General features: G+C 45.7%; 14 protein-coding genes. 7 read left to right on the top strand and 7 right to left on the bottom strand.

The annotated features are described in order from the left end of the window. Positions 1 to 282: 282 nt before the first annotated feature. Positions 283 to 1,641: a hypothetical protein gene (locus JW968_01950; protein ID MBN1385719.1), complete on the bottom strand. Its 1,359-nt coding sequence runs from the start codon at positions 1,639 to 1,641 to the stop codon at positions 283 to 285. Positions 1,642 to 1,763: 122 nt separating this feature from the next. Between JW968_01950 and JW968_01945 the strand changes: the two genes are divergently transcribed. The 4 genes from JW968_01945 (at position 1,764) to purD (ending at position 5,100) form a co-directional block, all read left to right on the top strand. After that, positions 1,764 to 2,159, top strand: a complete 396-nt coding sequence (locus JW968_01945; GenBank protein ID MBN1385718.1) for an ATP-dependent zinc protease — start codon at positions 1,764 to 1,766, stop codon at positions 2,157 to 2,159. A gap of 1 nt (position 2,160) precedes the next feature. Next, positions 2,161 to 3,279, top strand: a complete 1,119-nt coding sequence (locus tag JW968_01940) for a RimK family alpha-L-glutamate ligase (GenBank protein ID MBN1385717.1) — start codon at positions 2,161 to 2,163, stop codon at positions 3,277 to 3,279. A gap of 178 nt (positions 3,280 to 3,457) precedes the next feature. Continuing rightward, on the top strand, positions 3,458 to 3,691 hold the full coding sequence (locus JW968_01935) for a hypothetical protein (GenBank protein ID MBN1385716.1): 234 nt from the start codon (positions 3,458 to 3,460) through the stop codon (positions 3,689 to 3,691). After that, the gene (gene purD / locus JW968_01930; protein ID MBN1385715.1) at positions 3,691 to 5,100 is read left to right on the top strand and encodes a phosphoribosylamine--glycine ligase; all 1,410 of its coding nucleotides are present in this window, start codon (positions 3,691 to 3,693) and stop codon (positions 5,098 to 5,100) included. The genes JW968_01935 and purD overlap by 1 nt, the downstream gene beginning before the upstream one ends. A gap of 101 nt (positions 5,101 to 5,201) precedes the next feature. Here the strand turns inward: purD and JW968_01925 are convergent, their stop codons facing one another. The 3 genes from JW968_01925 to JW968_01915 all read right to left on the bottom strand — a co-directional run bounded on the left by JW968_01925 (position 5,202) and on the right by JW968_01915 (position 9,779). Next, complete coding sequence (locus JW968_01925; protein MBN1385714.1) at positions 5,202 to 7,088, bottom strand: hypothetical protein; 1,887 nt, start codon at positions 7,086 to 7,088, stop codon at positions 5,202 to 5,204. 44 nt (positions 7,089 to 7,132) lie between these two features. Next, the gene (locus tag JW968_01920) at positions 7,133 to 7,987 is read right to left on the bottom strand and encodes a hypothetical protein (protein MBN1385713.1); all 855 of its coding nucleotides are present in this window, start codon (positions 7,985 to 7,987) and stop codon (positions 7,133 to 7,135) included. Between the two features lie 982 nt (positions 7,988 to 8,969). After that, positions 8,970 to 9,779: an HAD family hydrolase gene (locus JW968_01915; protein MBN1385712.1), complete on the bottom strand. Its 810-nt coding sequence runs from the start codon at positions 9,777 to 9,779 to the stop codon at positions 8,970 to 8,972. Between the two features lie 177 nt (positions 9,780 to 9,956). On the opposite strand from JW968_01915, the gene JW968_01910 reads away from it, so the two are divergent. The 3 genes from JW968_01910 to argF all read left to right on the top strand — a co-directional run bounded on the left by JW968_01910 (position 9,957) and on the right by argF (position 12,974). After that, complete coding sequence (locus tag JW968_01910; protein MBN1385711.1) at positions 9,957 to 10,628, top strand: queuosine precursor transporter; 672 nt, start codon at positions 9,957 to 9,959, stop codon at positions 10,626 to 10,628. A gap of 18 nt (positions 10,629 to 10,646) precedes the next feature. Next, positions 10,647 to 11,918, top strand: a complete 1,272-nt coding sequence (tgt, locus tag JW968_01905) for a tRNA guanosine(34) transglycosylase Tgt (GenBank protein ID MBN1385710.1) — start codon at positions 10,647 to 10,649, stop codon at positions 11,916 to 11,918. Between the two features lie 126 nt (positions 11,919 to 12,044). Beyond that, positions 12,045 to 12,974 carry an ornithine carbamoyltransferase gene (gene argF / locus JW968_01900; protein ID MBN1385709.1) on the top strand — a complete coding sequence of 310 codons (930 nt, stop codon included), beginning with the start codon at positions 12,045 to 12,047 and terminating at the stop codon, positions 12,972 to 12,974. Position 12,975: 1 nt separating this feature from the next. Here the strand turns inward: argF and JW968_01895 are convergent, their stop codons facing one another. The 3 genes from JW968_01895 to JW968_01885 form a co-directional block, all read right to left on the bottom strand. Continuing rightward, on the bottom strand, positions 12,976 to 13,491 hold the full coding sequence (locus tag JW968_01895; protein ID MBN1385708.1) for a CDP-alcohol phosphatidyltransferase family protein: 516 nt from the start codon (positions 13,489 to 13,491) through the stop codon (positions 12,976 to 12,978). Between the two features lie 68 nt (positions 13,492 to 13,559). After that, complete coding sequence (gene amrB, locus JW968_01890) at positions 13,560 to 14,336, bottom strand: AmmeMemoRadiSam system protein B (protein MBN1385707.1); 777 nt, start codon at positions 14,334 to 14,336, stop codon at positions 13,560 to 13,562. 42 nt (positions 14,337 to 14,378) lie between these two features. Then, on the bottom strand, positions 14,379 to 14,630 hold the full coding sequence (locus JW968_01885) for a hypothetical protein (GenBank protein MBN1385706.1): 252 nt from the start codon (positions 14,628 to 14,630) through the stop codon (positions 14,379 to 14,381). Positions 14,631 to 14,689: the final 59 nt, after the last annotated feature.

Below are 14,689 nucleotides of genomic sequence, written 5' to 3'. Positions count from 1 at the left end.
ATGTGACCTGCATTTGGTCAAATAACCCTCTATCCAGGATTAAATCATCCATTCAGGATTAAATCGTCCATTGGGGATCAAATTGTCCATCCATGATCCAATCATCTATCCAGGATTCGATAATTCCTTCATTATGCTGTGTTCTGCATGTTGTTGTGATCATGGGTAGCTTTGTAGCTTTGCTATTCAGGTTCGTGGTTTATCGCTCTAGAACTGATCAATACGGACAGGATAATGATCACAGATTAGATAATGATCCAGATAATGATCCCAGGTTAAGCCTCATGAGCCCATCGCATCGTATATCTCCTCGTCTGTGAGCCCTTGTCCTATGAATCCCCTGACTCTCTGTATCTCGTTCAGTGTCTGTTCATTCACCGGCTTGTTTATATCCTGGAGTATCTGCTCATTCGAGAGTCCTTTGGCCACCCCATCCCTTATCTTGTCCATTGTCGAGGCTGGCTGTGGTTTTGCAGCTTCATTGTTCAGGTTGACGACTGTATAGCATGAGCTCTTGAGCAGCGGATTCATCACTTTTACGCATATTTCTGTGTCATAAACCCCTGCTCCGACAACGCCTATGTAGCAAGAGTCCCTGCTGACTCCGGGTGTCGCTTCTTCGCATAGCGAGGCGTCTGCATATTCTGATGCGAATTCTGTGGCAAGCCTGTCTTTTATTTTGGTGTCGTCGATATCTTTGATGAGTTTTTTGGCGACCGCAGGATTTCCTTCTGCTATCCGGTTTATGTTATTTTTCTGCTCTTCATAGGTCATCTTCTTTTGCGAGATCTGTTCCCCTATCTGGCCTGTGGTTCCGGAGGGTATCACCCCATGCTCTGCTTCGCCTTCTTCGATCTCTGTCTCTATCTGCTCTTCGATCTTCGGGAGTTCAGGGGCTTCTCCCACTCCGAGTATTCTTACTTGGAACCTGGATTTTGCTTCGAGATCATCATATCTCGCGGTTGTTTCTACATAATATATGCCGGATTCGGTATTTTTGGGGATTTTGAAGCTCTCTTTGAAAGAGCCGCCGGTCTCGATTGCGATTGTTGTCTCCTTCGAGTCTATCACCTCATCTTCCGGATTGATAAGCTTGTGTATCAGCAGTATGTCATATCTCCGGTCTGCTCCCATGTTTGTCAGCTCGCCAACAAATACCAGATCGTCCCCTGCATCCATGGTTCTCAGAGCCGGTTCAGTGGACACATCAAGCAGCTTCTTCTGTTCAGGTTTCATGAGGTTTGTGGCTGTGAACCCGATTATGACGACTATGAACAATGCAATGAATGCGATGTACAGTTCTTTTGCTTTGAGATGCCTTTCATGCTCTGGGGCGGGGGTGTACAGCACATCCATCTGTTTGGGCTCAAAATTTGAGATCACAGCATTTACGATGTTCCTTGGATAGTAGCCCAGGAGATATTTCTTGACCTGGTCGACGTTGTATCCGGACTGCAGCTGCTGCCTTGTCCAGTCGACCAGTTGTTGCTCCCCTCCCTGGATATATCGGAGGCAGTAATCGATATCCTTTTGGCTTATGCCTTGGCTTGAAAGAAAATTCCTGATATATTCAGGGCTATACCCTTTTGAAATAAGGTCCTCGATATATATGATCAACTGATTATAATAATCGTCTGCCAATCAACACCCCTTTTAGCAAAACTTTCCCCACTAGGTTATTTATAAACAGCTTATTTAAATGTTTCGCAAAATAAGCTGCTGATTTGGGATAAATTTAAAAACATACCTGAATCGGTGATCTGATGGATTATTCCAAGCATAACATAGTCGGATTGATTGAAAGGGTCAGGATTTTCGGTGCCAAGAAAGACTGCTATGAGATCGCAAGGATTGATACCGGCGCGACAAAGAGCAGCATTGATACATCCCTTGCAGCTGAGCTGGGTGTCGGCCCGATAACAAAGACAAAGCTTGTGAAGAGCGCCTCCGGGAAGTCGATCAGGCCTGTTGTTGATGTTAAGGTCAGGATAGGGAAGAAGAATTATCATGGTGAGTTCACTGTCGCTGACAGGAGCCATATGAGGTATAGGGTGCTTATCGGCCAGAATATCCTGACACAGGGTTTTCTGGTTGATCCTCAGAGGTCATTCAGGGAATATAAGAAAGATGGGATGGTGAGTAAAAGTCGAAGAGAATGATATGAAGCTGAAGGCTGCATTGGTGAGCCTCGGGAGTGTTTCATCTCTGTGGACAGCCGAGGCTATGAAGAAGTATTTCCACAGGGTTGACAATGTCAATCTTAAGAGTGTTGAGGTCCAGCTTGGGAAATCTGATGTCCAGATATTCCAGGAAGACAAGCCATTGAAGGATTATGATTGTGTCTACATCAAGGGTTCTTTCCGTTATCTTGCTCTTCTCAGGTCAATTGCCCAGCTGCTTCCCAGCAGGACCTATACCCCGATATCTCCTGAGGCATTCAACCTGGGGCATGATAAGCTCCTGACCCAGCTCGCTCTGCAGAAGAGCGGCATCCCGATGCCCAAGACCTTCATCCCGGCGACTGTCGAGGCTGCCAAGAAGATCCTGCAGAAGATGAATTTCCCGATCGTCATGAAGTTCCCTCAGGGCACTCAGGGGAAGGGTGTTGTTTTTGCTGATTCGATATCGGCTGCTGTCTCTGTGCTCGATGCCCTGACTGCACTGAACCAGCCTTTCATCATACAGGAATACATAGAGACAGGCGGAGCTGACATCAGGGCTTTTGTCGTCGGCGATAAGGTCATAGCTTCAATGAAGAGGGTGTCTTCATCCCCTGACAATGAGAAGAGGTCTAACATCCATGCAGGTGGCAAGGGCGAGCCTGTGGAGCTTGACTCGAAAACAAGGCTGATAGCTGTGAAGGCTGCGCAGATCATCGGCGCTGACATCTGCGGTATCGACTTATTGATGTCGCCGACAGGTCCGCTTGTCATCGAGGTCAATCTGAGCCCGGGTCTGCAGGGGATAACAGGGGCTACGAAGATTGATGTGGCAGATGAGATGGCGAAATATCTCTACAAGAGGGCATATGAAAGGAAGATGTCTTTGGAGAAGCATAAGAAAGAGAGGATCCTGACTGATCTGGGCATCGAGGAGGCCCAGGTAAGGGGTGTGGCCAAGGAGATTGTCGGTTTGCTTGACTTCAGGGCAAACAGGATTCTGCTGCCTGAGGTCATAACTGAGATATCCCGATTCAAGGACAATCAGGATGTTCAGATATCTGCTGAGAAAGGAAAGATTGTGATCAGGAAGTACGGTCCAAGCCAGGAAGAGGAGTGAGCAGTCCTAGCTCGGCATGGGATTATTCACTTGATATTGACGAAGATTCTTTATTCACTGCATGTGGGAGATTTTTTATTTCTCGTCTTCATCACAGCAAAGCTTTTATACTTTGCAGGTCCATGTTGCTTATTATTTATTATCTCTGCAGGCAGTTTTGGGAAATTGGGGTGAAGTGATGCACAAAGAGACTCTGGGAAGGAATAATATCCTTACTGGGTTTTATGTGCCTCATGGATTTTTCCAGGGATTTCTGCCTACCCTGATTTCTGTTGATTGCTATTCTATTGCTGATTATTTTTGTGTTCTTGATCTCTCTTCTTTTCTTGATTCCTCTTCTTTTCTTGATCTCTCTTCTATACTTGATGGTTCTTCCATTGGTCATTATTGTTATTTTCAGGAGGTGTCATGATGAGTTCCGGAAGTGGGTCAGAAGAGAGTGCTGTTTGTCTGGATTATGGTAAAGAAAATGGTGTGCTTGTCATCGGCTCTGGTGGTCGGGAGCATTCTCTTGTCAAGAAGCTTGCTGAGAGCCCTCATGTGAACCGCATCTTAGCCTCGCCTGGCAATCCGGGGATGCTGTGTGGGCTCGAAGGAAGGCTTAGGATTGTTCCGCTGGAAATCCCCCGTGTACATGATGATATGAGGCGCACAATCAGTTCTTTTCAGCATTATTTCGGGGAGATAAGCAAGCTGACATTCAAGGAGCGCATCAGTCTTGTTGTGGTTGGTCCGGAGCAGCCGATATGCCTGGGCATTGCTGACATTCTCGACGAGATGACAAATGGCGGCGTCGCTGTGTTCGCCCCGGATGCGTATTGTGCTCAGCTTGAGGGCAGCAAGCATTTCGCCAAGCAGATCATGGCCATGCATGGTATCCCGACAGCAGGGCTTGAAATGGTTGTGACAAAAGGTCTTCTGGATGAGGCTCACAGGAGGATAGACCGGCTCGGTGCCAGGAATGTTGTCCTCAAAGGCAATGGTCTTGCCGCTGGGAAGGGTGTTGTGGTCAGCGATGATGATTGTTATCTCAAGGAAGCCCTGACCGGTTTCTTTAAGTCCGGTATTTATGGGCATCATTCCTGTGTCCTGCTTGAGGAGAGGCTTCGCGGAGCTGAGACTTCTGCTATTGCAGTCTGCGACGGCAATGACCTGAGGATGCTTGTCCCAACAAGGGATCATAAGCCGATATTTGAAGGTGATCTCGGTCCGAATACAGGGGGCATGGGTGCTTATGCTCCTGATGCATCTGTAAGTGCGGAGATGTCCGGGGATATCCGTGAGAGGATAATGAGGCCTTTAATGTGGGCGATGAATGAGTCAGGTCATCCCTATAAGGGTGCGCTCTATGCAGGGATCATTCTGACTGATGACGGGCCGAAAGTGCTGGAGATAAACTGCCGGTTCGGTGATCCGGAGACTCAAGCACAGATGGCGCTGATGGAGTCTGACCTGTTCCCTCTGCTGATGGGGGCAGCTAAGGGAAGACTTCCAGAAGCCGAGATAAGTTGGCGTGATGGTTATTCACACTGTCTGAGCCTTGCGTCCTATGGTTACCCCGGAGCCTATCATAAGGGTTGGCCTATCAGGATTTCTGATTGTCTGCCTCAGGGCACAAGTCTGGCCTATGCAGGTGTGGCAAGGGACGCCGGTCGGCGCCTTGTTACAGAAGGAGGGAGGGTGATGTATGTAATGTCGACAGGAAACACCTTATCTCAGGCTTCTGAAAGGGGATATTCTATTGTGGAACAAGGTCTTGTCAGTTTTCCTGGCATGACTTACAGGAGAGATATCGGGAGGGGTTCATCCAGGGGAGTATAGGATCAGATACCTGTTTATTGTCTTGCGTTACTGATATATGTGGGCATATCTTCTGGATCCTGGTTACGGCACATCTTGATTTCTGGTCATTTGGCTAATCTTCAGCTGACTTCTGTGTCTATCAGGTTGGGGCTGTATTCTGTCTTGACACCATGTTCTTCGAATCTGAATGTTACGCATTTAAGGATGTCCAGCAGCTCGAGCAGCTTCTTTATCTCATCTTTTGTGAAGCCGAGCTGGTCTTTGTGTTTATCTATGAAGAGCAGGTCCTCTTTGAGGACCCTCCTGTAGAATTCTATCATCGGCTTAGAGAATATCTTTGTTCCGAGGTCCAGTTCATTTGGTGCATAGTGGAATATCTGCCGGTCAGTCCTGTTTATTATATGGCCGAGCACTGCGTTCTTGATGTGGTGCAGTGAGTCATGTATTTTCATATAGAGGCTCGCTTTGATGTGATATCTCAGCCCTGGATGTATGCGGATATCCCCTAATCTGGCGCTCACCAGCCTATCTTCAAGGCTGGTCTTGCCGTCGAAATCCTTGCTGTCCAATAGTACATCCTTGCCTCTGATTGATTCAAATCTCCCTCCTGATTGGTTGTAAGCCCTCCTGAAATATTCCCCCATGTATTCAAGGAATTCATTGGTGCCAAGCTCTAGGACTCTGCTGTTCAGCACCTGCACTGCGTCATAGCCAAATCTCCTTGCGCCGGCTTTCTCAAGGTCGTACCAGAACACATCTTCTTTCTCTTCATCTTCAGTCTGTTCTTTCAGGAACGCATGCCTGAGTGTGGTGTCATTATGTGAGAATACATACTGGCTTGTGTCTCCGAGCCACCCTGTGATGTGGTGTGCTGCTCTTGTTATCCTTTTTTCAAGGTCCTCATTGTTGAGAGAGAATTCTTTGAGCCATTCTATCCTTTCCTGCTCTGTTTCGCCCTGGACCTTTTCGCTGAACCACCATAATGTCCAGAATCTGATCGCACTATTGACGCTGCCTTGGTAGTTTGGTCTGTAATACTCTTCTACGAAGTTGTCCGGGAGGGTCTCATCCAGCAAATAATGCTTCTCGTGGGGGAGCATATAATATGATGTTCTGCTCCTTTTAAGTATCAGGCTTCTGATTCGCTCGAATGTCTCAAAATTTTTTGTTCCCATAACATTATTGTAGGCTATGCTTTCCAGGGCCATTTCTATGAGGTTTCTGTTCCTGTCTTCAAGCTTTTTTAGATCAGCTTCCGCTTTGTTTGCTCTGGCTGAGGCTTTGGATCTATCTGAGGGGTCCTCATCCTTATCATATGATTCAGCGATTGCAGCATTGTATTCATCAAATTTTTCGCGTATATTTTTGCCAACCAGCTTATACATCTCAATCTCCAGTTTCTTTTCTGTGTATTCCATGACAAAGAACTTTGCAAATTCGCTCCCTATCACATCTCTGGATTTTTCTCTGAATACGAAGAAATCAAGTGGGTAGATGAATCTGAGCCCTATCTCTCTGCCGAACATCATTGCTGCCAGCTCATTCCAGGGGTCAAGCTCTTCAGACCTTTCTTTGAGGACATTCTTCCTCTTGTGCCAATAGATCTTCCCTGCCAATTTTGCAGAATATTCTGCTGTCTCCCTGGTCTTTGCTGCGTGTTCCAGTGTATTGAAGTAGAGCCCGAGCTCGACCACCGTCCTCTTGCCGGGCCTTCCCAGGTTGTTTGTGATATTGTCTGCGGTCACGGCGAACAGGTTTATGTTTGATGGGTTAAGATGGGGTTTCAGCACTCTCAGCTTTGGTGTAACATGGTTGTTCCAGTAGCAGTCATGGAACAGGACTTCGTCTACAAAGGAGTCGGGAAGCACGCGCTGAAGATCCCTTCCTATGTAGCATGCGCTTTCTTCAAGATAATGGCTGCTTCGGTTGCATATGAACCCCTTATCTTCTGAATCCTTCTGTTCTGTGTCTGTTTCCATTTTGGTCTGGTCGTCTAATAGGGACATGATTTACCTCTTTTTGGTGTGGGAGACTGTGATGCTCTCTGGGTCTATCTCCCAAAGGTGTGCCAGGCGATATCATTGATCTGGCCTATGTTTATCTTCAGGTTTTCACATATATTCGGAAGGTATTTCTGGTGGGGCTCTTCGATGATCTTGTCGATTTCCATGATGATGTCTTTCTTTGTCCTCACGCATTTGTAGAGCAGTTCATGGTCGTTTGAGTAGAATCCTTTCATGTTGTCTTTGTAGAATTCTTCCATCCTCTTGCATATGGCTGAGATCTGTTCCTTTGTCTCAGGTCTCAGTTCTGCCTTTGCGAGCAGCCTGCTGATTCTCTTTATATTGTCAGCTATCTTTTCTATCCTGTCTGTCACAAGCCATAGCTTCAGCAGCTCGTCATTTGTGAGGTTGTATGATTTTGCTGCTGTGGGATTTGTCATGCCGTATTTTATGGTCCTGAATATGAGGTAGGTGAGCCGGTTTATGTTCTTGTCCCTCTCTGTCAGGCTCTCCAGGATCTCCGGCCTGTCCATCATGCTTATGCAGTCGCTGATCATCCCTCTTGTGATGTTGTCCATCTTCCTGATGAGTGTCGGGATATTGACCTTCTTCATGGAGATGAAATCCCTTGCGACTATCATGTCCTTGGTCTCTTCCATTATCTCAAGAGCCATTAGTTCCCTGAGGACTTCTTTGACTTCGGATGACTTGAGGGCGAGATCCTTTGCCTTCAGTCTGATAGAATTATGGTTGTTTATGTAGGCAGGGATGATATGCCTGCATAGCTCATATGGTTTTATGCCTGATATGTCTTTGACATAATCCCTGATCTCCCTTTCATCATCTTCTTTCTGGCCGAGCGAAAAAGCCAGTTCATCCCCTTTGTCCTCAAGATAGATCATATCCCCTTTTTTCAGGTTATTCCTGGTTATCCAGCTTTTAGGGATTGATATTACAAAAGAACTTCTGCCAAATCCGATTATCTTGCGATATTCCAAATCTGTCCCCCCATCTTAAAAACTGGCCTTCTGAATACCAGTAATCATACAAATACATAATAACTATATGCATATTATATGTTATATATGGTATATCGAATAGATATATATAATTATCTGTTCTAATATTAATTACCTAAAGGGGTGTCACATATGAAAAAAAAGCTCACTAAATTACTCTCCAATAATGCAAACCTGAAAGCTATGGAGGAGGATGATTTTTTCGAAGAAGATCTCACACCTCTGGAAATAGCTTTTATGGAAGGATGGGATGAAGCAGGTTAGTTCTTGGGAATTGCATTAATGGGAGAAACGTCTTTCAGCCCTCCAGGTGACTGGGGGGTCTTTTTCTTTATCTTTCTCTTTTTCTTTCTCTCTTTTTCTAATGGCCATTTCTATTTTCTTTTGCATCAGAATTCCGGATATGTCTTTTCTGCAGAGCTTTTTTTCTGCTGAGATATTTTTTGCATTGGAGTATTGTCAGGATCTGGATATAGTTGGGGAGGATATTGTCGGGATCAAGATAATGTCAGGATCAGGATTTGTTTGGACCTGGATATTATTGAAAATCTCGACAAGCGAGATTTTTGTGGGATGGATAATGCCCCGACCTTTAGGTCGAGATGTCAGAAATCCTTGATTTCTGATCACCCCGAAAATTTCGGGATTTTCGTGGTTTTCAATCCCGAAAACCATAAAATTCATTTTAGGGTCTCAAAAATGTGCACATTTTTGCAATGGTGTGACATTAATGTGAGCCTGTAATACTCCGCCCTTTAGGGCAGAGATAGGACTGACTATAAGATAGTCAAACCATTTTCGTTATATGGGTCCAGATTTGGGTTCATTGGATTTAATGCATCCAATCAGACCTGTCTTGCATATCTCACTTTCTCAGCAGGTTTTCCAGGCCTCTGACTGAGTTGTATTGGAATTTTGGGCCAGGTACATAGATTTCTGAATCTGTCAGCCATAATGTCTGCATGCCAGTGGCTGCTGCAGGTTCAAGGCAGTAAAGGCGATTATCATCCACATATAGGATCTGGTTAGGCCGGACATTGCTTCTGCCATTTGATGCCTCAAATTCTTGTATTAATGTGGCTGCTTTCACATAGCATGCGATTGTTGCTTGGTCAAACACCTTACGGTGGAATGAGAAGTATCTCTTTGGGAACCCAATGCCATCTGGGGTGATTATGAGTGAGAAATCATCCTCGCTGAGTCCGAGAAGCTGGATTAGTTCAATTGTCCTTGGCTTCAGGTCATTTGTGAGGATTGATGAATGTATGTCCTTTGTCTTTAGATAGCTGAAAAGGCTTCTGACATCTGCAATATGCTCAAGTGCTTCGGGCGAAGGCCCTGGCTCATAATGTCCATCTTTTGATCTGATGAAATATTTGGAGAAATCTATCCCATCTATTAGTTTCTGGGGTAAACCTGAATAATCGAGTACTGGAACAGGAGGCTTTCCATAAAGTGCCCCCAAAGGCAGTTTCCTTTGCTCATCATAGCAGAACTGCGATACGCTCCTTTCTCCCATTCTCTTTTTGACTTTCTTGTCCTTTTTTCTGCCTTTCAGATTGCTGGCTTTGCTGTATATCCTTACAAATCTTTCAAAAAATTCATCCTCGATACGCTTATCCCAGGGAAGCAGCGTTTTGTGAAGGTCCCATAAAATATGCACGATGTCAATCATAGAACAATTTTGGGAGGTTTGGTCCTTTTTAAAGATTACTATTAGAAAATAGTGATTATTTATAAATTAGGTTCTGGGGGGACTTTCAGGTGGGTATACAGGCCTTATTGTGATTTTGTAACTGTTCCGGACTATTTTTTCCAAAAAATTAAAAATCAGGGGGCTCTGCCAGGACTGATGAAGGCCCACCTTTATGATTGGATAAGGAAGCTGAATCTCAGCAGGACACAATTGACCATCATCCTTGCATCAGTCTATGTCTTCTTTTCGCTCACTGCAAACATTGCTGCGACAAAAGTCACTTACTTCGGCAAGTTTGTCATGGATGCAGGCATCATCTACTCTTTGACCTTCACTTGGAGGGATCTGATACACAAGCAGCTCGGGAAGTCTGCTGCTCTCACCACGATATATGTTTCTGCAATCATAAATTTTCTTGCAGCAATATATTTCCAGCTTGCAGTCCTGCTCCCTGCTGAGACCCAATGGGCTGCTGCAGGCGGTCAGGTGGCATGGGAATTCCTTTTCGGCCTTCAGATAAGGATTGTTCTCGGTTCCATACTTGCGATGATTATCGCTGAGGTGATAGACACTTATGTCTATCATTACTGGACAACAGGGATCGGCAGGGGCAAGCCTCATTATCTGAGGGTGTTTATCAGCAACGGGATATCTATACCTATCGACAGCATTGTATTCCCTATTATCGCTTTCTTGGGCATACTGGATTGGGGTGTCATCTTCCAGATGTTCATTGCCGGGGTCATTGTCAAATTCGCCTTGACAATTATCTCATTCTGGATGATCTATCTCGTACCAGACAAGCCCGTCTTCACGAGACGTGACTGATGGGGGTGCAGGCTGACAATGAGGAAGAGATTAGGAGAGAAAAAAGGAGAGAAAAGAGGCAATCTGGGATTCAGGATCCTTGTGACAGACCCTGAGTGCCGCGCAAGAGCAGGTCTGCTGAGGCTGAAGCACGGAACCATCGAGACACCTGCCTTCATGCCTGTGGCGACCAAAGCGACAGTCAAGACCCTGAGCAGCGAGGACATGGAGTCTCTCGGCGCGCAGATCCTGATGTGCAATACATATCATCTTCATCTCCAGCCAGGAGAGCAGGTCGTGAAAAGGCTGGGCGGCCTCCACAGCTTCATGGACTGGAAAAAGCCGATCATCACAGACAGTGCAGGTTTCCAGGCCTTCAGCCTGGGTTACGGGATAGAGCACTTCACAGGCAAGATAGGTTCTTATTTCATCGGGGATGATGAGCTTGGGAGAAAAAAGGGCCATGTTGCAAAGAAGCTTGCTCATGTGGACGAGGAAGGTGTAAGGTTCAACTCCATATACAACAATGAGGTGCGTCATCTTACACCTGAGAAATCGATCGCTATCCAGAAAGCATTGGGTGCTGATATAATAATCGCTTTTGACGAGTGCACGTCGCCTTATTCTGATCATGATTACACAAAGCAGAGCATGGAGCGCACCCATAGGTGGGCAGAAAGAAGCCTTAAGGCCCATAAGCGGAACAGGAAGCATCAGTCCCTGTTCGGTGTCATACAAGGCGGTTATTATGAGGATCTCAGGAGGGAATCTGCAAGGTTCATCTCAAGCCTAAGCTTTGACGGCATCTGTGTCGGCGGAAGTCTCGGAAGGTCTAAGGATGACATGCATAGGATACTCGATTGGGTGCACGAGGAGATTTCAGGCAGCAAAGGCAGCAGTGTCAGGCCTGTCCATCTGCTCGGCATCGGCACTGTCGAGGACATCTTTGAATCAGTGCAGAGGGGCATTGACCTGTTTGACTGTGTCGGCCCGACGCGCATAGCAAGGTGCGGTTATGTCTACATCACCCCGAAATCCGGCGGCACCAAGAAGAACAAGTTCAGGTTCAAGATAACAAACAGTAAGTTTGAGAATGACAGGGTGCCTATTGACAAGACATGCTCCTGTCCTGTCTGCAAGAGACATTCAAGGTCATATATCAGGCATCTGTTCAAAAGCAGGGAATATCTCGCTTACCGTCTGACAACAATCCATAATCTCCATTTCATGCTTCAGCTTATGGAGGATATAAGGGAATCGATCAGGATCGGGAAGTTCCTGCAACTCAAGAAGAAGTGGCTTGGCAGATGAGAAAGTGATATTGGATTCATCATTCTTTAAATAACTTTCTGACCACTGCGTGATGCATAATATTTTTTCTGCAAAAGATTTATAATCCACTTATTGTTGTGTATCAAAAAATCCGAGGTGGGATATGTGGATCAGTTGAAGCATTTGATTTCTCTGAAGGAGTTTGACGGCAAGTGGATGCAGGACTGTATTGATCTTGCCATCGATACAAAGAAGAATCCTGAAGCATACAAGGATAAGATGAAGAACAAGACCCTGATAATGCTGTTCCAGAAGGCGAGCACCAGGACAAGGACTTCTTTTGAAGCAGGTGCAACACAGCTTGGCGGCCATGCCATATTCATTGACTGGCGCACTACCCAGCTGGACAAGGCCAGCCTTGCAGACGAGGCAAAGTGTCTTGCGAGATATGGTGACATCATCATGGCCAGGGTGAAGAAGAATGAGCATATGTATGAGCTGGCTAACAATTCAAGAGTCCCTGTCATAAATGGCTGCGATGACATGTACCATCCCTGCCAGAGCCTTGGCGACATCATGACAATACAGGAGCATCTGGGTCCTGTGAAAGGGAAGAAGCTTGTGTATTTCGGCATCAATAACAATGTGAGCAACACTCTTTCTCTTGCAGCTGCAAAGCTTGGCATGAAGTTTGTTCTGTGCTGTCCTGACAAGGATCGTGATGCGATAGATAGGGACTTGCATGGACTCCTTGAAAAGAGCGGGAACTATGAGGAGATATCTGATCCTAAAGAAGCGATCATGAATGCAGATGTGATATACACCGATACCTGGGTCAATATGGAGTTCTTCAATGACCCTGCCTTTGCAGAAGAGAAAGATCGCAGGATAAGGACTTTCATGCCATACCAGCTGAACAAGGAGCTCCATTCAAATGCGCCCCATGCTCTCATCATGCATGACCTGCCTGCTCATGTCGGCTATGAGATCACAAGGGACATGATAGACCACGAGAGATCCATCATCTTTGACCAGGCAGAGAACAGGATGCACATCCAGAAAGCTATCATGCTTAAGCTGCTTGATCTGGCTTGATTTATATTATATCCTTATTTTTTGCATAGAAAAAATAATCTACCAGGCTGGCCATTGAGAATGCGAACACTGAATAGACTCCTATTAATACTATCAGTTCCTGCTTTGCCACCATGAATAATAGCACCAGGAACTGGAGTATTGTCGTGATTTTTCCAAGCATCCTCGCCGGTATGACCACTTTTTTTGTCAGCAGAAAAACAGCGGCTATGGATGTGACAATATCCCTTAGGAAGAAAAGGATTATGAAATAGAGGGGTAGGTTCAGCTCGACAAAGAAGTATCCGAATATCGCTATGACAAACACCTTATCTGCAAATCCGTCTATCATGGCGCCTGTTTTTGTCACAAGCTTCATTTTTCTTGCCACAAGACCATCAAAGAAATCACTGAGTGCAGCCAATCCTAGCCAAACATACCTCATTAGTGAATCAGACTGGAGTATTATGAGGATTGCAAAAGGTATCCTGCTCAGAGAAAGCATATTTGGGAGTGTGAATATATTTTTTGTCCTCATTTTTGGTTTACGCTCTTCATTCTTTTATGAACCTTTTGTCTTTTTACAATATGGCATATCATATGGCCTCAGAACCAGAAACTGGAATACCCGACAACGCTTGTCTTGTCTCCTGTGATATCCCCTGATGTCATGTAGTCAATCAGATGCATCTTCCATCCTTTTATCCTGCAGAGGTGCATGGCTATCATCACCGGCACCTGACCGCATGCATTCAGCTTGTCTATCTTGTCGATGTCAAGATCCTCGATTATCTCATTTGTCTTTTTGTCCAGCAGGTTAGCGGTCTTTTGGTCCTCGAAGTGGCTCAGGTCAGTGCTTATCACAAAGAGCGCATCTTCCATCTTTGCGAGCTTCTCCGCAACTCCTGCACATTGCAGGTTTGTCATGTGGCCGCAGCATAATGGAAGCAATTCGAACTTGTCGAGCACAGTCTGCAGGAACGGTATCTGCACTTCGAGGGAATGCTCAGCCATGTGCGCTTCCCTGTTCTTCACAAAATCCTGTGTGCCAGTTATCTTGACCTCTCCTAACGGTGTCAGCCAGAAGTCAGCCTCATCTGATAGTGCATCATTGAAATATTCTCTGTGGCTCGGCCCCAGAACGCAGACTTTCTTTGTCTTCTTGTCAATGAGTGAATATGCAGCTGCTGCCACATATCCTGAATACACATATCCTGCATGCGGCACTATGATGCCGTGTATCTCTTCTGGTTTCGTAATCTTTTTGGCTTTCTCAAAGAGCTTCTTGATCATACCTTTGAGCGTTTCCCTGTCTGCTGGATAGAATGAGCCTGCAACAGCCGGCATCCTGAACCTCTTTCCTTGTTTCTCGATATGATTCATGAGCGCTTAGAATCCGGATAGGTTTTTAAATATTATGAAACCTCAGTTCTCATATTCGATATCTTCAGAGACAGGCATGAGGTTCAGCATCACCGGCCTTCTGGAATATGCCTGCATGAAACGCATTGCCATGTCAAATGAATGGTTGTAGGCTGAAATCAGCGCTTGATGGATATTTTCAGAATTCACTGATTTCCCATAGACCCTGTAGGTGCTTATGCAGTCATCCACTTCGATCCCTGGCGTGAATCCGGATGATTTCCCGTGCGTGAGTATCAGCAGGTCAATGCTCACAGGGAGTCTGATATCATCTTCGGGTATTTCATCTGCTGCGTCGCTCCTGTATTTGATTA

This window comes from Candidatus Woesearchaeota archaeon (assembly GCA_016928155.1).
Taxonomy (GTDB): domain Archaea; phylum Nanobdellota; class Nanobdellia; order Woesearchaeales; family JAFGLG01; genus JAFGLG01.
The sequence above is the reverse complement of the archived record's forward strand: the minus strand, read 5'-3'. Positions and strand labels throughout refer to the sequence as shown.

Bases quoted from the DNA above. Each gene is read 5' to 3' on its own strand.
- JW968_01945 (MBN1385718.1), top strand. From the start codon at position 1,764: ATGGATTATTCCAAGCATAACATAGTCGGATTGATTGAAAGGGTCAGG.
- JW968_01940 (MBN1385717.1), top strand. From the start codon at position 2,161: ATGAAGCTGAAGGCTGCATTGGTGAGCCTCGGGAGTGTTTCATCTCTG.
- JW968_01935 (MBN1385716.1), top strand. From the start codon at position 3,458: ATGCACAAAGAGACTCTGGGAAGGAATAATATCCTTACTGGGTTTTAT.
- purD (MBN1385715.1), top strand. From the start codon at position 3,691: ATGAGTTCCGGAAGTGGGTCAGAAGAGAGTGCTGTTTGTCTGGATTAT.
- JW968_01925 (MBN1385714.1), bottom strand. From the start codon at position 7,088: ATGTCCCTATTAGACGACCAGACCAAAATGGAAACAGACACAGAACAG.
- JW968_01920 (MBN1385713.1), bottom strand. From the start codon at position 7,987: ATGATCTATCTTGAGGACAAAGGGGATGAACTGGCTTTTTCGCTCGGC.
- JW968_01915 (MBN1385712.1), bottom strand. From the start codon at position 9,779: ATGATTGACATCGTGCATATTTTATGGGACCTTCACAAAACGCTGCTT.
- JW968_01910 (MBN1385711.1), top strand. From the start codon at position 9,957: ATGAAGGCCCACCTTTATGATTGGATAAGGAAGCTGAATCTCAGCAGG.
- tgt (MBN1385710.1), top strand. From the start codon at position 10,647: ATGAGGAAGAGATTAGGAGAGAAAAAAGGAGAGAAAAGAGGCAATCTG.
- JW968_01895 (MBN1385708.1), bottom strand. From the start codon at position 13,491: ATGAGGACAAAAAATATATTCACACTCCCAAATATGCTTTCTCTGAGC.
- amrB (MBN1385707.1), bottom strand. From the start codon at position 14,336: ATGAATCATATCGAGAAACAAGGAAAGAGGTTCAGGATGCCGGCTGTT.